The sequence below is a fragment of the Paenibacillus alvei DSM 29 genome, from assembly GCF_000293805.1.
GTDB classification, from domain to species: domain Bacteria; phylum Bacillota; class Bacilli; order Paenibacillales; family Paenibacillaceae; genus Paenibacillus_B; species Paenibacillus_B alvei.
The window spans coordinates 596997-615061 of the sequence record NZ_AMBZ01000001.1 but is presented as its reverse complement, the minus strand read 5'-3'; the positions used below and the strand labels follow the sequence as shown (position 1 = coordinate 615061).

Genomic DNA, 18065 nt, shown 5'->3' with positions numbered 1-18065 from the left:
TCACTCTGCCATGTCACGTACGTTACACCCGTTGGCTTCGCTGCGCACAAGTATGCTGTTCGTGATACTGACCGTTCTCACTGCAGTGTTCTCTGTCATTGGACTCGAATTTTCATACGGTGCAGAATTCATGCTGTGCGGAGCCACTCTGCTCATTATGCTTGTTCTGTACGGTTCGCATTGGGCGGCAATTATGGCGCTTATTGTTGGACTAGGCTTCTATTTTTCTGGTAATGGCTCATTTATATTGCTGCTTATTGGATTGGAAATGATTTTGGTTGGATATATGTATGAACGGAAGAGAGGACTTCTTCTCCTTTGGGACAGTCTGTTTTGGTTTGGAATCGGTGCTCCGCTTGCAGTGATGTTATTTTACTTGCAGACGAACGAATTCAATGCAGAGGCATTGCTTCAATATTTTATGTTCGCGATGAGCGGACTATTGAATGCTTTAATCGCAGATGTGGTCGTTACTTACATGCCATGGAAGCGGCTGATGCCTGACTTGCGAACGAAGTCAGTGTATCTCAATCAACTGTTGATGCATCTCTCCGTCGCAATTGTATTTATTCCATTCCTGCTGAATATGTTAATCGATAGCCGTGATATGCAGCGAGATATCGAGCGGGATTCCATCACAAGAATCGAATTGCAGACCGCTCAAATTACGGATACTTTATTGGGGATGGGGAAGAAGGAGCGCCAAGGCATTAACCTCGGATCGATTATGGAGACGGGAAAGCTTCGCGATAACCTAAAGCTCCATTCCCAGAACGGATTGTTGAAGCTGGCTGCTTATAATAAAAGGGGTCAGTTAGTCGCATCTAGTGATGAGGTATGGTTCGAACGAAATGGTGGGTATGTGGGTGAAAATGTCCCTAACAAGTCTCCTGTCCGCGTGCCTGCCAATCATTCGCAGATGAGAACAGATGCTTATGGAGTGAGATCTTCCTTTTCCCGCATACTGCCTCCGGATCGAAATTATGATTATGGAACAAGGAGGTGGAATGACGGTTATTATGTACTGGAGGATAGGCTGACAGATCATCCGATCGCCAAGGTGGTTGGCTTTATTCCAATCTCCTATTTTTTGCAAACGACGATAGATGTGTATTTGCGCAAATTTCTTATGCTGTTCATGGTCTGCCTGCTTGCTACCGGGGTATCTCTTGCTGTAAGCCGCTTCATTGTCCGTTCACTCGGTGATCTGGAAAAAGCGACAGCGGGCATGCACCATCGATTGCTGAAAGATATTTCTGTTAAGTGGCCGTGTATTCGAATCGGGGAAATTCGCTCCTTGGCACTCAACTTCCGCGCGATGGGTGATCGCTTAACTGAAGTGTTCAAGGAATTGCTGCGCATGAATGAGAAGCTGCTGGATCAAACAAAGATGCTGGAACTATCGGAAGAGAGGCTGCAGCATATCGCATATTATGATACATTGACCCAGCTTCCCAATCGTCATTTCTTTACGATGAATGTGGAGAGAGCTTTGGACGCTGCAGAGAACAAGGCGAGCTCCCTGGCACTGATGTTCATCGATATTGATCGATTCAAGCATATTAATGATTCGCTTGGCCACAATGTGGGGGATATGCTGCTCGTACAAGTTGCGCAGCGCTTGTCTGATTGTCTGTCCAAGCTGTCCGGACGTCATTTATCTTCGAGATATGGAGGGGATGAGTTCATCATTATGCTGGAGGACAGCTCCAGGGAGGAGATCAGCGCAGTAGCAAATCGGATCCTGCACCGGCTTCGGGAAAGCTTCCACGTACAGAGTCATGAGCTGTTCGTCTCCGCCAGCATCGGTGTTTCCTTATACCCGGATAATGGACACGCCTATACGGATCTGCTGAAGCAGGCTGATACAGCCATGTATGCGGCCAAAGACGGAGGAGGCCATTCAGTAGTGTTCTATGATGAACTGCAGCCGCAATTGCATCCTGAGCGCATGTTTATGGAAACTCGATTGTATAAGGCCTTGCAGCGTCGAGAAATGCTGCTTCACTATCAACCGATTGTTGATGTATCTGGAGAAGTCACGGGAGCAGAGGTGCTCCTTCGCTGGTTACCTGAAGAGGGCGGCTTCATCTCGCCGGCACAATTCATTCCGGTCGCAGAAGAAACAGGTCTCATTGTGCCGATTGGCGAATGGGTGCTGCGGACTGCTTGCATGCAGTATCGAATGTGGATGGATGCGGGCATGCCCAGCTTTCAATTATCGATTAACGTTTCATTAAGGCAGTTGCTCGCACAGGACTTTGTAAGTACCATTGATCGAATTATTAGAGACTATGAACTTTATCCGAGTGATTTGATTTTAGAAATAACCGAAGGATATATGAGTAAATCAATTGAACAGGTCAATGAGGTATTAAGCAATTTGAAGAGGCGAGGCGTACAGATTGGAATTGATGATTTCGGTACCGGTTATTCCTCGCTGCATCGTCTAAGAACATTGCCAGTGCATGTTCTGAAAATTGATCGTTCCTTCGTAAGGCATCTATTCGCCGATAAAGTGAACGCCTCGATAGTACAGGCGATCATTCAAATGGGAGACAGCATGAATCTGAAAGTAACCGCTGAAGGAATTGAAACCTCCCAAGAGCTCGATCAGTTGATAGCGCTAGGCTGCAAGCAATTTCAAGGCTATTATATTAGCCCTCCTCTTGCGGCCGATGAGTTCGCTGCCAGATTCCCTGACTTTTCTAGCCAGCTAAGAAGTCGCCCAGACTCAATTGCAGCATATGGGGGTTGATTCGTGAAAAGAAAGGGCTTATCATTTCATAAAATTAAGATGTTATCATTTTTGATCCTATTTCTATTTACGGCTTCCGGGTGTGATGAACAACCTTCGATTATGCATCAGGTGCAGGCTGATGATGAGCACATCGCGGAGGCTAAGCCGCCTTTATCGATTACGGTATGGTGCTTCGAAGAACAGTACGCCGACTATGCCAAGAAATTTGAAGCCGCGCATCCAGGGGTAACCGTAAATGTGAAGCGGTTCTCATATAAGGATCATGCTGAAGCCTACTTGGACGCCTTGGAGCAGGGATATGCACCGGATGTGATGGAGGTAGGCCATGAATTTCTGGGGGAATTCAATGGGATACAGGGCTTGGTTGACTTAAACGCCCCCCCTTTTCAAGCGAGCGAATTGAAGCCTGATATATCTCCAGACTTATGGGACACGGGATTATCCTATGATAACAAGCATCTCATTGCCCTTCCGATTACAACTTCGCCGCTCGTCACCTTTTATCGCAAGGATATTATGGAGCGTTACGGGTTCCCTTCAGAGCCAGAAAAGCTAGCTCTTTACATGGAGGATCCAGATCGATGGCTTGCAATGGCGAAGCGGCTGAAGGAGCATGGAATTTACCTGCTGCAATGGGATCGTGAGCCGCTGCAGTGGTATGAGTCGATGTTCCCGCTATTAAACAGCCGCCTTCAATTTAATCGAAACAATGCAATGATTGCCCAAGGGTTGCTTTTGTCACAGCGTGTAAATGTGCAAGGGCTGGATGCCAATGTAGGGGTGTGGACAGAAGCGGGAACCGAAGCGCTTGGGAAAGGGAAACTGGCCATGGTGTACTTAGGATCTTGGGGGGAGCGGCAATTGGAGGAGTGGGCTCCGCATACGAAAGGATTGTGGAGAGCGACACGACTGCCAATGAAACTGTATGGCTATTACACAGGCTCGTCGCTCATTATGCCTGAACAGGCTAGAAATAAGGAGCTGGCATGGTCGTTCATGAAGAGTGTATTTTACGGAGTGACAGATGATTCGACAGTGGCTGCTTATTTGCCTTCTCGCAAGGTATTGCTGGATCAAGAACGCCATAGTCAGTTTCTAGGTGGGCAGCAGGCAGACCGATTATATATGGAGCTGGCTTCGAAGATGAAAGAGTTCCGACCAACCCCTCTCGATAAGCAGGCAGCCGAATGGTACCGCAGTGTAAAGCAGAGAGGAATTGAGAATAATACATTGCCGGATGTGATTCTTAATCAGATTGAGAAATTGATTGAACAGGGACTGCAGCAAGAGAGGCGTGTCATATTACAATATTCACGTGCGTTGTTCAAAACAATGGACATTACGTCATAAATGGCAAAGGCGGAAGAGTATAATCTCTTCCGCCTTTGCCTGTTGTTGTAGCCCATTATTGCAATGGGTGATTATGACCCCTTCTTTGTGACCAGACTCAGCCGTTCAGCTTGTATCCCAAGCTTTTTGAGCAGTTGAATAGCATCGTTCTTTTCTTCAAGTGTCAGACCGCTCATGGCACGCTTCAGCAGTATGGAATGCTTCGGGAATACCCCTCGCATTTCCTCACGTCCTTTATCTGTCAGCTCGGCAAAAATGACACGTCGATCAGTCGAACAAGGATGGCGGCGAAGCAAGCCGTTGCGTTCCAGCTTATCAATGACATACGTAACGTTGCCGCTCTGAAGCAGGAGCTTAGAACCGATTTGTTGAATGGGCTGAGGCCCTTTATGATAAAGCATTTCAAGTACAGCAAAATCAGTTGGGTTGTATCCTTCGACTTTGCACCCGGCGGCTGAGTGATCCGTAACGCTTTTGAATGCTTTGGAGAAGACACGGAATAGGTGCAAGGCAGCTTCGGTCTCGTGATCGATTCGTTCAGACATACGAATCCCCCTCATTACTTGGTTTACCCTATCATCGTATATCGAAGGTGACGGGAGATTAAATGTCATTTGTCACACTTGTGAAAGACTGAACAAAAAAATTTTGAATTGTTCAAATTTAGGGTGGGCGTTTTTCCTTGCTCAGGTATGCTCAGACTTCAAAATGGTTGTTGAGGGCCATTTTGAATGAATTTTTATGGCATTTCATCGAGATATGGATATGTGCAAGATTCTCGTTGATAGAGTAAACTGATGGCTAGGAGTAAGATATGATGGGGAACAGGGCTAGATCTAAGAATAAGGGGGAGATCCCATGGTTGTTCTTGATGCAAGGATACGATCTGCAGGATATGAAAAGGGCGAATCCAAAATAAATAACATTGCATTTCAAGTAGAAGCGGGACAATTAGTTGGTCTTATTGGACCTAATGGAGCGGGGAAAAGCACCACTATCAAGTCTGTGCTAGGCATTATGCGGGATGTCGAAGGGATTGTACGGATAGGGGATGGCAATGGCACGTATGCATACGTGCCGGAACAACCCGTACTTTATGATTCTATGACATTATGGGAGCATATAGAGCTTGCTGCTTCTGCACATGATCTGCCGCGTGAACAGTTTGAGAAGCAGGCTGAGTATTTGCTGAAAGAATTTCAGATGACAGAGGTGAAGCATCACTTTCCGACGAGCTTCTCGAAGGGAATGCAGCAGAAGTTGATGCTGATAATCGCCTTCATGCTGAAACCCTCTTTGTACATCGTAGACGAGCCTTTCATTGGCTTGGATCCGCGTGCAACAAGGAAATTTCTACGTATGCTGGAGGAGGAGCGCAAGCGTGGAGCGGGTGTGCTTATGAGTACGCATGTACTCGACACCGCAGAACGTGTGTGTGACAGCTTCATTCTGCTGCATCAAGGCAGTGTTGTGGCACGGGGAACATTTGAAGAAGTGCGGCAAATGAGCGGCCTGCCGGATGGGACATTATTCGATTGTTTTGAGGTGTTGACATAATGGACAATGAGGAAAGGATTCTTCCAACTCGCCCATTGTCTACGATGAAGGTAACATCACCACGAACGCTTGCCTTCCGTCGATTTTGCGCGAATACAGTGTATCAGTGGAGAGCGCTGCGAATCGCATTGGATTGGACAGTATGGCTATATATTGTTGTTCCGATACTGCTGCTTGGGATGAAATTCTATTGGGGCTGGTGGGTTGAACCACTGGACGCCGCGTGGTTGAAGCTGTCTATTGTAGTCTGGCTGCTGCCACTTGTGCTGCCCATCTTAAGCGGGACACTTCGTACATGGGTTGAGGGTGGAGATATTTTATTTCTGCGACAGCGTCCTCATTGGTGGTACCCGCTTGTTCGCTTTGGGCTATGTCAATATCTGTTGCGAAGTGCAATCATAACCGCAGCTATCCTATTGCTGCTTGCACCTTGGCTCATTCGCGGTTATGCTTTCCTCCCTATAGACTTAATCGTGATAGGCTTTACGGTCTGCTGTTTGTCCTTCTTAGCTGGACTTATACGCAACTATAATAATGCCGTCTATTCAGGATGGAAGCGATTGTTGATCGATTTGATTATAGCCTTAGTTGCTATCGTATTGTTTGGAATCATCTTGTACTCGCTGGAATTTAATATCAGTGTCGTGTTCGTTTATGGTGTGGTGCTTTTGTTCATCAGCGTTCCGTTAGTTCGCTGGCGTATCCATGTCCAGCATACATTCGAACAAGATGTCGAGCGGGAAGGGGAGGCCAAGATGCGCCTGACTGCCTTGCTGCTATCGCGAAGTGTGGAGAAGCCGCAGCGGCGCAAGCGGACACGACCATTGCTGTTTCCGAAATCAGGCTACATCATGAGCACCAACGATTCAGGGCGCCTCATTGGGGCAATTGCCGTCAAATCTCTTCTTCGAAGCGGAACAAAGCGCAAGTTTTATTTGCAGTTGCTGTTGGTTGGAGTAACGGCATCCTTCATCACATCGCTTCATGGACTGTTCATACTGATTGGACCAGTATTGTGCGTCATCCTTGGATACTGGCTAAGTCTTTACTGGAAGGAGTTCATAGAAGGTGACGTTGCGTCGATGTTCCGTTTTCGCTCGGAGAGTCTGCAGCAGGCATCGGCACATATGGCACGTGTATTATGCGCGGTGCCGGGTGCGCTGTGGGGGCTTGCGGCAGGTCTTGCCGCCTCACCGATTATGCTGCCTTTATATATTGCGGGCGGTGGTCTAATGGCTGCCTATATCGGCTCCGTAATTGTAATGATGCGTGGCTGGAAGGAGAAGAAAAAGCTGGCGGAGGAGAAAGAAACGGAAGGAAATGTATTTTCTAAGGAATAGACGCCATTTACCTCCATTTCTGAGTTCAGCCAATTGCAGCCAAATTATGTGCATGTTCCTTCTGGCGGACGGGTATATTAAAGGAAGTATATTCGAATAGGAGGAACGAGGATGCAAGATACGACTGCAATTCGGTTCCGATTCTCGGATCCAGCAGGTGCAAGACTGGCGTTTGATACGCTGGAGGAGCTGGGTTACACACCTGCTTACGACAGTGCCAGCGGCACAGTACTGCATATTCATGTCGATAAACAGGATTTGACCTCTGCGCTCGAAATAGCAGAGGCGCATGGCGGTCAGCTTGTAGATGAAGCGAATATGACGGAGATGTCTGTGATGGATCAAGCCTATGGTATGAATTACATTCCAATCCCCGCTCATATGGTCAATGAGGATTGGGCGGATGATGATCGATATGCTTCCGTTAGACGCAACCCGAGTCATGATGACTTGTCGCATCGTGATGAGGAAGCTTATGGAATGTTTGATGATGAGCCCACGAATCATTTTCCGGGCGGCATCCATATCTGATAGAAGATGAACAGCCTGCTCCCTTGAGCAGGCTGTTCGCATGATTAGAACTGATGCATGTTTTGAACGGCAGCGTGCATACCGGCTGTATATCCGGTTGCAAAGGCTGCTGTTATGTTATAGCCGCCCGTATAACCATGCACGTCTAGTATTTCTCCACAGAAGTATAGTCCTTGCATTATTTTTGATTGCATTGTCTTCGGATCGATTTCCTTAAGATGCACACCGCCTCCAGTTACGAAGGCCTCCTCTATAGATAGCGTCCCGTTTATCTTCACAGGGAAAGCCTTTATCAATCGACACATATCCTGCCATGGCTGCTTCGGAATGTGGTCATAGGTTGTTCCCTCATCGATACCGGTTTGTTCAAGCAGCAGTGGAATCATGCGTTCAGGGAGTATATGCTTAAGCACATTCTTGATTGCTTTCTTCGGCTCTTGGGCACAGATGTGAAGCGAATCACGGACAAGCTCGTCCAACGACAGCTCTGGTTTTATATCGATAGTGACTTGGACTGTCTGAAGTCCGGAGCGCTTCAATTCCTTCACTACGAATTGGCTGCAGCGAAGGGCAGCGGGGCCGGATATACCGAAGTGGGTAAAGAGGAGGTCGCCCTCATGCTCGATCAATTTCTTCCCTTTGCTGTTCCATACCGCAATGCGAATATTGCGCAAGGATAGGCCTTGCAGCAGCTTCTCGCGAATAAAATACGTGTTGGAGGTCAACGGTACTTCTGTCGGATACAACTCTGTAATTGTATGACCGGCAGCTTCTGCCCACGCGTAGCCGTCTCCTGTAGAGCCTGTATGTGGAACAGACTTGCCTCCGGTAGCCAATACAACTGCGTTCGCATATAGTGTTGTTCCATCCTTGAAGAAAACCCCCTGGACGGCGCCATCCTCGAATAACAAATTGGCTACAGGCTGATTAACGCGAATCGATACACCTAATCGGCGTACTTCGCCTAGCAGCGACTCAACGACCGTTTTGGCTTTATCTGACACAGGGAACATGCGGCCGTTATCCTCTTCCTTTAAAGCAATCCCGAGCTTTTCAAAAAACGCAATGATATCCTTATTATTGAAATGATTGAACGCGCTGTGCAAAAACCTCCCGTTTCCAGGGATATGCTGAATCAGCTCGTCCAGTGGTTTATTGTTCGTCACATTACAGCGTCCTCCGCCGGATATGGCCAGCTTGCGCCCAAGTCGATCTCCCTTATCCACGAGAACCACCTTGGCTCCACTGCGCGTAGCGGAGATGGAAGCCATAAGACCAGAGGGGCCGCCGCCCACGACGATAACATCGGTTCTTTCCATTTCATACTCCTTTGACAGGTCTAAAATACGCTCTGCGTATTCGGGTACTGAAGCCTATTGTATCGCAAAAACTAAAACTTCGCTAAAACGTTCAACAGCTCCATTGAAAAGACAAATATTTTATGCTTTAATCAAGCCAATCCTACCATCTCTATCATATCAAGAGGAGAACTGTATGTACGTAGCACTTAAGGAAATCTTATTGCAAAGCCTTATTGCTTGCATACCCGCGATTGCTTATCAAGTATGCTCCATGAAGCCGGAGCGAGTGCCACGCGCTCCTCTCGTCATTGGATTGTCTTCTGCCGTGTCCATGCTGCTTTGTATCGTATTTTCCTTTTATACGGAAACACCTCAGCCGTTTGATTTTCGATTTTTACCCTTTATGCTTGGTGTAATGTATGGCGGGCACCGAATTGGACTGCTCATGATCGGGCTCTATTTGAGCATGCTTGGATTTTTTTATCAAGATGGACATCCTCAGAAGTTATGGAGCGATGCGCTCATTTATATGATCCCTCTAATGTTTGCTTTTATTAATTCTTTCCGTCATTCCGGCTTCCGTCAACGCGTCGTTATTATTTTGTCTTTTTCCTTTGCAGGAATCATTCTATATTCAGTGGTTTATGGTGTTCTGCTATGGAGTCATGAAAGAGTGATAAATGGAAGCGTGCTTCTGTTGATGATTATGCTGGGAGCGGCTTTTATTCTTACTGCTTACTTAGTCGTGTATTATATGGAGGAAACGAGGGAGAAGCTGTTCCTTGAACAAGGGTATGAAATCGTCTCCGCGAAATACCGCGAGGAAGCAGAGAAGATGAATCAACTGATTAATACAACACCGCTCGGTGTCATTGCGGTTGATGCACAAACGAATATTACAGCAGTTAATGATATGATGCTGCGCAGCATGCGGAATACCGCGCCTTACGTGACGAAGGGGGATATTCTTGGTCGTCCGTTCCGCTGTCTAGTCACGCAGGTGGGAGACTTTCCATCCTTATATGAAGGCATGTATCGTGCGCTCGGCGGTGAGAAGGTAGAAGGTATCGTGGTTAGGTTCGATGAAAGGGAATACGTAGTGAGCGCCGGCGCAATTCGTAGTCAAGCAACTGGAGCGATTACCGGTGCTGTCGGAATGATGCATGATATAACAGAACTGTCGAAGCTGCGTGCAGAGCTGGGCAGAATGGAACGATTGAGTCTGGTCGGGCAGATGGCAGCAAGCATCACTCATGAGATTCGCAATCCAATGGCGGTAATTCGTGGATTCATGCAGCTGCTGCAAGAGAAAAGTCCAGACCATCTTAGAGAATACTATCGAATCGTTATGGAGGAGATCGATAGAGCGAACAGCATTATTAATGACTTTCTTGCATTAGCACAGAACCGAATTGTAGAGAAAGAGCATGTTCATCTTCATGATATTATCCGTCAGTTATCGCCGCTGCTATGGGCGGATGCCAATATGAGGGGGCAAGAAGTAGCATTGAAGCTTTCAGAGGATGTGCCGATTTTCCCAGTAAATGTAAAGGAGATGAAGCAGCTTATCCTCAATTTGTCCCGCAATGCGATGGAAGCTATGGAGGAAATGATGTCCGGAGGCGTGCTTACGCTCGAAACGCGGCTAGACGGAGACCACGTACAGCTTCGTATCAAGGATACAGGGCCGGGTATTCCAGCCGATATCGTCGGACGTCTGTTCGAGCCATTCTATACAACGAAATCGAAAGGAACTGGTCTCGGTCTGCCGTTGTGCCTGAGCATCGTCGAGCAGCATGATGGAACGATTAAGGTGAATACGGGAGAGGGTGGAACAGTTTTTGAGGTGAATTTTAGCCTCGCAGAGAAGGCTCGCTCATTCCTTCATACTCCTGCAACAGAACAGACCGCTAACAGGAGTCAACAGGTGCAGATGAATCATTTACAGCAGCCGGATAAAGAAGAGGCATTGAACCCCGTATAGACTTTCGTTAATATGAAGCTTGGAGGTGGATCAGGTGAGCGTCATGCAGCTTGGCAATATTACGATTCATTGGGGACTGCTCGTCAGCCTGCTGGCTTTGCTTCTGGCAGCTGGGGCTATGACGCTTCGGGCTCGGGCGGAAGGCGGCATCTCTCGACGCTATGGAGACTGGACAATGACAGTTATCCTCGTCATCATCCTCAATGAGAAATTCGGATTTTTGTGGGATACGCCTTCAATCTTGTGGCAGCAGCCACGTTCGCTGCTGTACATAACAGGCACTTCCACAGAGGGGAATATTCTGCTTATCCTCGGCATCATCGTGTGGACGACCTTATACATACGCAAACATCAGCTGTCTTATACTGTTCTGATCGATCTGCTAGCGCATAGTATGTTGACTTATGTTGCAGCTTATGGCTGGATCTATACGATCAATGGCGGGCATGCTCCCGGATTTACACCGCTTCTGCAAATTAGCGGCTTCGAAGTGGGGGGAATACCGCCGGCAGAGACACTCGGCTGCATTGTACTCCTTGCCTTGCTATGGGCCCGTCAGCGAAAGTTAGGCTTGTTAATTGACGCGCAAATCACCTTAGTGGTGTGTGGAGTGGTAGGAATGCTTGGAAGTTATGCATACGGGGAGGGAACGCCATGGCTTTTCCTGACTGTGGATCAATGGATTTTCAGTGCGATGCTAGTGGCAGGATACTTCGTAACTCGCTATAGGGAACGAGAAATACAGCATCAGGATGTGCAGGATGAAGCCTCTAAGATGGCAGAAATGAGAGAGCCCCCAGCTTCACAAGGATAGGTCGATTCCAGCTTGCGCATAATAGAACCGACTTTGTGAAAAGGAGGCCTATGCGATGAGCCAAGATTCAAAGGAACAGCGCAAGCAAGACAAGCAAAACAGCGCTGCAAATGATACCTGCGGAGTCGATAAGAAGTTGAACGGCCCGAACCGTCCTTCTACGTAGAAAGGATATGTCCAAGGGCTTCAAGCTTCCTCAGCAATGAGGGCCTAACTGGCAGAAGTCAGCGAGCCGGAACCGATATCGGTTTCGGCTTTCCCTTGCTTTACTTCCCTACAAGTGGTTACAATAGTAGCGACAGTGTCCGATGGTACTCATCCACTGGCAACGGAATTATTTATAGAGTTAGGAGTGAAGTAAGGATGTCCATGTCTTTTGAGCAATATATGCGTGATATGGTTCAACCTATGCGTGACGAGTTAACTTCCATCGGCTGCATTGAGCTGCGTACACCAGAGGAAGTGGAAGAGAAGCTTGCTACAGCGAAGGGAACAGCTCTTGTTGTTGTCAATTCAGTATGCGGTTGTGCCGCTGGACTGTGCCGCCCAGGTGTGCGCAAGTCGCTAGAGCACGATGCTGTACCGGATCACTTGTTTACGGTATTTGCAGGGCAAGACAAGGAAGCGACGGCTAAGGCTCGCGAATACTTTGCGCCGTATCCGCCTTCTTCTCCATCGATTGCGTTGATGAAGGACGGCGAATTGGTGCATTTTATTGAGCGTCATAATGTGGAGAATCGTTCTGCTGAAGAGATCGCTGCTGATCTGACAGCTGCGTACGATAAGTTCTGCCGCTAAGTTCACAATGCCCCGCATCTAGCTGATGCGGGGATTTCTATAGAATTGTAGGCCAAGCACCGATGCTTGTAGGAAGGGGACGGAATCATGAGTTTGCAGCAAGAGATTATTAAGCGTTTCAATGTACAGCCACAGATCGATCCAGATGCCGAGGTGCGCAAGCGGGTCGACTTCTTGAAGCAGTATGTGTTGAATACAGGGACGAATGGGCTTCTAATCGCGATTAGCGGCGGGATTGACAGTGCGGTAGCAACTGGACTGTGCAAGCAGGCGACAGATGAATTGACTGCGGAGACGGGCAAGGAATATATGACGCTTGGCGTGTTCCAGCCATATGGCACGCAGGCGGATATTTCCGACAGTTACGCTACTGCGAAAGCATTCAATTTGCAGCACACGGTAGAAACGAATATTGCGAAAGCGGTAGATGAAGCCGCTCAAGAGGTAGAAGCAGCGCTTAAGCAGCTGCCGAATGCACGCACACTGGGTGTTCCAAATAAAGGGAACATGAAGGCTCGTACGCGAATGGTGGTTCAATACGCACTTGCATTTGATATGAACTTGCTCGTAGTAGGTACGGATCATGCATCTGAAGCGTTGACTGGCTTCTATACGAAGTGGGGAGATGGCGCAGTGGATATTACGCCATTGTCATCCTTGAACAAGCGTCAGGTTCGCTTGCTTGCCAAGCATATCGGTGTCCCAGCAAGTGTGATCGACAAGGCGCCAACAGCAGGTTTGTGGGAAGGTCAAACTGATGAGAAAGAGCTTGGCATTACGTACGAGCATAATAGCGATTATCTCGAAGGCAAAGCAATTCCAGATGACGTACGTGAAAAAATCGAGCGCCAATACCGGAAGACAGAGCACAAGCGCTCTCCGATTCCGGGCATCTAACGGAATAACAGGCAAACCGCTGATAAGCAGTTACCTACGTATAGAAGGCAAGCATCGCTCTGGATGCTTGCCTTCTTGTATTTATTGGGCTTTCCGGACTTTACGATATACGGCATGCCAACTTTATTGCGCTTTCACTTCCGGTTATATCGCGCGAGGATGTACATCTTGGGATACACCCCGCCAGAATACTCCTTTTAAGCGAGGACGCGCGGCCTGCGTCAGTGCTGCGCATTGTTCCGCAAGCAAGCTGCCTAGCTTCAGGCAAGCTTTAGACAATGCAGATTCTGAGCCTGCGGCTACGAGCAATCCGCGGGATTCCAGATAGGCGATGACGATCTCATCTTCTTGAAGCTTGCGCTTCAGACGAAATGGGGATTCTGGATGAAGAAGCTGCTGTTCTGTATATATAAAAATCGAATTTTCAGGATAAAGCGTATGCTCGATGAATGGGAGATGACATGAAATGACTTCTTGATGAGTGAGTGACACCAGAAGATTCTGAAGTGTGGAAATAGATTGTTTGACATTAGCGTTCGCGCGTGTGTCCGAATATAGAGTAGTCATAGGTATCCTCCTTGCTGACTGTGTCTGCATACAGCGTTTGTGCGCTGTTGCGATGAAGAGCGTTATCTGAGAATTACCCGTATTCTATCAGATTGAACCGAAAAAACAAGTGAACAGGATGTGTCGGTGTGGCAGCACAGTGAATAAATCAATAGCCCATTTATTCCATAATATGTATAATATAAGTGACTGGCTTTGGCATTTTCCTGTTGTTTATTCAATATCGAGGCATTTCATTTATTGAATGGAAAGAGGCGATGGAATGGGGAAGCGTTTTTTGCTAACGAATGGTTATCGCGTGTTTTCGGTATGGGTAGCGGTTATGCTGGTAGTTTCCAGCATGGGCTCTGCTTACGCACAGGAAGAATTGAATGCGTCCGCAAGTGCAGAGATTGCGGCCAAATGGGAATTTGCGAACATAAAGAACGATCCGGGCACCTTCTATGCATCGTCCGGTTTATTCAAAGGCTCCGCTACGCTTTCCCAAGAGGTTGGCGGGAGCTCCAGAAAAGGATTTACATTTGATGAGAGCGAAAAGAGCATCCGTTATCAAGGATGGGACAAGGGCAAAGGCAAGAAGGCTTGGTTAGCCTCCTTGTCGACGAAAGGACTGGAGCAAATTACGGTATCTTCGCAACAGAAGTCCTCCAGTACTGGGCCTAAGGACTTCAAGCTTCAAATCAGCACGGATTTGGCCAAATGGACAGACGTTGAAAAAGGAGCGCTTGTACTTAGCACGGAATACAGTTCTGCCGGATCGTTAAACGGTATTGCGCTGCCAAGCGGAGCAGCCGATCAGGAGCAATTATATATTCGTTGGGTTGTAAACTCCGATTCCAGAGTAGCAGGCAGCGGCTCGATCGGCGACACCGGTTCAAGCCGGATCAAGGATATCGTTGTTTATGGGGTACCCAAAACGAACAGCTCTTTCAAGGCGCCGCAGTTATTAAGCATGACTTTTAACGGAGATACCAAGACAAGCTTGGCGTTTGCTTGGTATACGCCGAAGGAGATAACCGGCACAAAGCTGCAGGTGGTCGAAGCCTCCGAAATGGTGAACGGCGCATTTCCGGAAGCAAAGGCGATTACTTATACCGGGAGTTCCGACATTATCGAGACATTCATGGTAAAAGGCGATCGATCCTCCAATAAAAAACGAAATTCGCAAGCCATAAGGTCATTGCCAATAATCTAAAGCCGGGAACGTTATATCATTATCGGGCAGGCAACGGAGATGCGGATGGATGGGGGGCTCTCGGATCATTTACGACGGATCAAGCGGATAATCGGGAATTTCATTTTATCGTAGGATCGGATTCGCAAGCCTCCAGCAAATCGACATTCGAGCTCTGGCAGGATACATTCCGCAGAGCGATCGAGCATATTGGGGATCCGAAGTTCTTTCTATTAACTGGGGATTTAGTCGACAATGGTGATTTGGAATCGCAGTGGCAGTGGTTTCTGGGTCTCCCTCAACAGGAATTTGCTCGAGTGCCGTTCGTGCCTGTGCTTGGCGGCCATGAGGTGAAAGACTACGATGGAGACGAAACTACGGACAATAACAACTTCTACAACCATTTTCATTTGCCGAAGGATGTTGTAAAAGGTACTCATGACGGTTCTGTATACGCGTTCGAATACGGGGACGCGCTCTTCATGCAATTTAACTCTCAATTTGAGGGAGGATTGAATAAAAAAGGAGAATTGGAATGGGTAGATCCCGAATTCAACGCCCAATTGGATTGGATGAGAAATCAGGTTGCGAGAACCGATAAGAAATGGAAATTCGTTTCGCTCCACAAAGGTCCTTACTCGGCAGGTGACAATGCGGGACAGTGGGAAGACGGCCGTATCCGATTCTACAAAAAATACTTGATCCCCGTTTTGGATGAGATGGGAATTGATATTGTGTTCGAAGCCCATGACCATATGTATATGCGATCCTACCAAATGCTCAATGATAAGCCGATCAAAAACGTGGTGAAGGACAAAGAGGGAAATGTTGTCGATCCAAAAGGCACCGTATACCTCATGACAAACTCAGTAGGGGGAAAATTTTACGAAAAACATCCGGGGTATGACGATTATTTTGCAGTCATTGACGCACAACCGTTCAAAAAGATGTTCACTGATGTTTCGATATCGAATGATGTTCTGAAATTCACGTCCTATACGGCGGCAAAGAACGAGGGAATTAAGAAGTACGATGAGTACAGCATCAAGAGAACGGACGTCAAGCCTGCCAAAGTAGAGAAAGCGAGCCTAAAGTTCGAAAGCGGAAATGCAATTCTGTCGTGGAGTCTTCCTGCTGTTACGTCGGATGTAAGAGGTTTTCGAATTTATGAGCAGGATGATAAGGTGGGGAAAAATTGGAGTCTGTATGTCCCTGCCCTTCCAAGTCAAGCCGATTATAGTTATGTGCTTAAGAAGGTGGATTCTAAACAAAGCTACCGCTTTGTTATTAAGGCGGTCGGAGCAAGAAATAATTCGGATCCCGTTCAGGTTACTCATGGCAAGCAATAAGCTTGGCGAACATTGGGAAGCTTTGGAATTGCGGCTTGAAAGACAAGAGAGCGTGAACATCGGCTGCAGGCAAGCTTAGTCACATATTCGATATCACACTGTATTGAACTGATAAAAGCAGAAATAAATAAACCGGTTCCTACTGGCATAGTAGAACCGGTTTATTTGTATTGTTGTCGCTTTTTAGACAATTCTCTTCGCCATGATCTTACAATAGAGTCACGGTTGTAATCCTTGCACCGTTGAAGCAGGTGCGGACGTCAGCTTGCGTGGACGTTTGTGCCGAATCATCCATGACACGAGCAGAGTCCAAATTGGAGTAACCCAAAGGAAGACTGCAAACGGTGCATAAGCATGGACAGGAATGCCCAATATTGTACCGCACAGTACTGCAAGCAAGTTCCAAGGAATAATTGCGGCAAAGACGAGCGCGCTGTCCGCGATCACTCTTGCCAGTTGTTCTTTGGGAAAACGCTCCGACCACAGCGGCATCACGCTCCGTCCTGCCATCATAATCGGCAGTGTCTGCGTGCAAGATACAAGGGTTAATGACAATCCAAATAAGCCGACCCGGACGGTTGCTCCTGGCAGGGAGCTGTTCCGGCCGATAAAGGCGGCGATATATGGCTCTAATGAACGAGTAGCTTCTAAAACGCCATTGAATGCGCCAGCGATCATAATAAATAGGACAAGCTCTATCATTTGCAGCACGCCCTTCGTATGAAGAGAAGGGAGCTCGGCATTTTCATATCCGAACAAGAATCCATTCAGCCACTCTGCAGGCGTCGCGCCTTGCAGCCATGTACCGATCACGAGCGCGACAATAATGGACATGGTAAAGGCGATGCGGGCTTGCAGTCGGAATACGATCGCAATAATTAAGACAGCAGCAGGTGCGAACAACCACGGACTAAAGGTGAAGTGGCTGTGGAATGATTCCATGCGCAGAGCTTGTTCGGGTACAGTCCACTTGCCCTGGGTATCGAACCACATGAAGAATACGGTAGCTGAAGCCAACGCAAGCAGCGTAGTAGGCACGAGAGCTGAATATTGCCGACCGACACTTGTTCCTGTTGAATCCGCAACAAGACGGTGCGTGCTGGAGAATGGCGAAGTCCGGTCTCCGACAAATGCACCTGAAATGAGTGCCCCTGCCATAAGCGGTAAGGGAACGCCAGCAATAGCAGCCACACCCATCATAGGAATGCCCACGGCACTAAGTGTTCCAGTTGATGTCCCGAGCAGCATGGAGAAGATCGTGGAGAACCAGAACGTAAGTGTTGTCATGTAAGCAGGCTCAATCCAAGACAATCCTTGTTCAATGAGATAAGGAATTGTTCCGCTTATGGTCCATGCCGGGATCATGAGACCAACCATAATAAGAATCCAGGCTACTCCCAGTGTGTGCTTGGCGCCATCTCTCATATAACGAAGCAGGGATGTCCATGCGTTGCCTTGCCGGCGAGATAAGTATGTAAGAACGATGAAGCCGAGTGCAAATCCAATAAGGAGTGGAATATGAAGCAAGTAAGCTGCAGTCAGTCCTGCAATAGTAGTCATAATGACCGTAATCAGCTGTTGTTTGGATAACATGGCTATTAGGCAACTCCTGTCTTATCACTCTAATGCTGCATCAATGATG

The 18065-nt window shown here is 47.7% G+C and carries 16 protein-coding genes; 12 read left to right on the top strand and 4 right to left on the bottom strand.

Features of this window, described 5'->3' with window-relative positions; all coding sequences use genetic code 11:
* Nucleotides 1-10: 10 nt before the first annotated feature.
* Together PAV_RS02855 and PAV_RS02850 are read left to right on the top strand one after the other, a co-directional pair.
* A complete protein-coding gene (locus PAV_RS02855) occupies nt 11-2758 on the top strand; it encodes an EAL domain-containing protein (RefSeq protein WP_005543375.1) in 2748 nt (915 codons plus the stop codon).
* A 3-nt stretch (nt 2759-2761) separates the two neighbouring features.
* Nucleotides 2762-4111 (top strand): ABC transporter substrate-binding protein, encoded by a 1350-nt coding sequence (locus PAV_RS02850; protein ID WP_005543373.1) that lies wholly within the window; start codon nt 2762-2764, stop codon nt 4109-4111.
* 71 nt (nt 4112-4182) lie between these two features.
* On the opposite strand, the gene PAV_RS02845 is transcribed toward PAV_RS02850, so the two are convergent.
* The gene (locus PAV_RS02845) at nt 4183-4656 is read right to left on the bottom strand and encodes a MarR family winged helix-turn-helix transcriptional regulator (RefSeq protein WP_005543371.1); all 474 of its coding nucleotides are present in this window, start codon (nt 4654-4656) and stop codon (nt 4183-4185) included.
* 313 nt (nt 4657-4969) lie between these two features.
* On the opposite strand from PAV_RS02845, the gene PAV_RS02840 reads away from it, so the two are divergent.
* The 3 genes from PAV_RS02840 to PAV_RS02830 all read left to right on the top strand — a co-directional run bounded on the left by PAV_RS02840 (nt 4970) and on the right by PAV_RS02830 (nt 7539).
* The gene (locus PAV_RS02840; protein ID WP_005543369.1) at nt 4970-5668 is read left to right on the top strand and encodes an ABC transporter ATP-binding protein; all 699 of its coding nucleotides are present in this window, start codon (nt 4970-4972) and stop codon (nt 5666-5668) included.
* A complete protein-coding gene (locus tag PAV_RS02835; RefSeq protein ID WP_005543368.1) occupies nt 5668-7008 on the top strand; it encodes an ABC transporter permease in 1341 nt (446 codons plus the stop codon). The genes PAV_RS02840 and PAV_RS02835 overlap by 1 nt, the downstream gene beginning before the upstream one ends.
* 111 nt (nt 7009-7119) lie before the next feature.
* A complete protein-coding gene (locus PAV_RS02830) occupies nt 7120-7539 on the top strand; it encodes a hypothetical protein (protein WP_005543367.1) in 420 nt (139 codons plus the stop codon).
* A 44-nt stretch (nt 7540-7583) separates the two neighbouring features.
* Here PAV_RS02830 and PAV_RS02825 read toward each other — a convergent pair whose 3' ends face one another.
* Nucleotides 7584-8858, bottom strand: a complete 1275-nt coding sequence (locus PAV_RS02825) for a BaiN/RdsA family NAD(P)/FAD-dependent oxidoreductase (protein WP_005543366.1) — start codon at nt 8856-8858, stop codon at nt 7584-7586.
* Nucleotides 8859-9033: 175 nt separating this feature from the next.
* Between PAV_RS02825 and PAV_RS02820 the strand changes: the two genes are divergently transcribed.
* The 5 genes from PAV_RS02820 (at nt 9034) to nadE (ending at nt 13333) form a co-directional block, all read left to right on the top strand.
* Nucleotides 9034-10824 carry an ATP-binding protein gene (locus PAV_RS02820; protein ID WP_005543364.1) on the top strand — a complete coding sequence of 597 codons (1791 nt, stop codon included), beginning with the start codon at nt 9034-9036 and terminating at the stop codon, nt 10822-10824.
* Nucleotides 10825-10867: 43 nt separating this feature from the next.
* Complete coding sequence (locus tag PAV_RS02815) at nt 10868-11638, top strand: hypothetical protein (protein ID WP_278000066.1); 771 nt, start codon at nt 10868-10870, stop codon at nt 11636-11638.
* A gap of 55 nt (nt 11639-11693) precedes the next feature.
* Nucleotides 11694-11804 carry a hypothetical protein gene (locus PAV_RS35510; RefSeq protein WP_005543361.1) on the top strand — a complete coding sequence of 37 codons (111 nt, stop codon included), beginning with the start codon at nt 11694-11696 and terminating at the stop codon, nt 11802-11804.
* 197 nt (nt 11805-12001) lie between these two features.
* Nucleotides 12002-12436, top strand: a complete 435-nt coding sequence (locus PAV_RS02810; RefSeq protein ID WP_005543360.1) for a BrxA/BrxB family bacilliredoxin — start codon at nt 12002-12004, stop codon at nt 12434-12436.
* Between the two features lie 87 nt (nt 12437-12523).
* Nucleotides 12524-13333, top strand: coding sequence for an ammonia-dependent NAD(+) synthetase (gene nadE / locus PAV_RS02805; RefSeq protein ID WP_005543359.1), 810 nt, complete (start codon nt 12524-12526; stop codon nt 13331-13333).
* Nucleotides 13334-13477: 144 nt separating this feature from the next.
* Here the strand turns inward: nadE and PAV_RS02800 are convergent, their stop codons facing one another.
* Nucleotides 13478-13900 (bottom strand): hypothetical protein, encoded by a 423-nt coding sequence (locus PAV_RS02800; RefSeq protein ID WP_005543358.1) that lies wholly within the window; start codon nt 13898-13900, stop codon nt 13478-13480.
* Nucleotides 13901-14162: 262 nt separating this feature from the next.
* Between PAV_RS02800 and PAV_RS35805 the strand changes: the two genes are divergently transcribed.
* Both PAV_RS35805 and PAV_RS35800 read left to right on the top strand, forming a co-directional pair.
* Nucleotides 14163-15095, top strand: a complete 933-nt coding sequence (locus tag PAV_RS35805; protein ID WP_005543357.1) for a fibronectin type III domain-containing protein — start codon at nt 14163-14165, stop codon at nt 15093-15095.
* Entirely contained in the window at nt 15080-16423 is a 1344-nt protein-coding gene (locus PAV_RS35800; protein WP_338010896.1) for a metallophosphoesterase, read from the top strand. Before PAV_RS35805 ends, PAV_RS35800 begins: the two co-directional genes overlap by 16 nt.
* 219 nt (nt 16424-16642) lie before the next feature.
* Here the strand turns inward: PAV_RS35800 and PAV_RS02790 are convergent, their stop codons facing one another.
* Nucleotides 16643-18016 (bottom strand): Na+/H+ antiporter NhaC family protein, encoded by a 1374-nt coding sequence (locus tag PAV_RS02790; RefSeq protein WP_005543355.1) that lies wholly within the window; start codon nt 18014-18016, stop codon nt 16643-16645.
* Nucleotides 18017-18065: the final 49 nt, after the last annotated feature.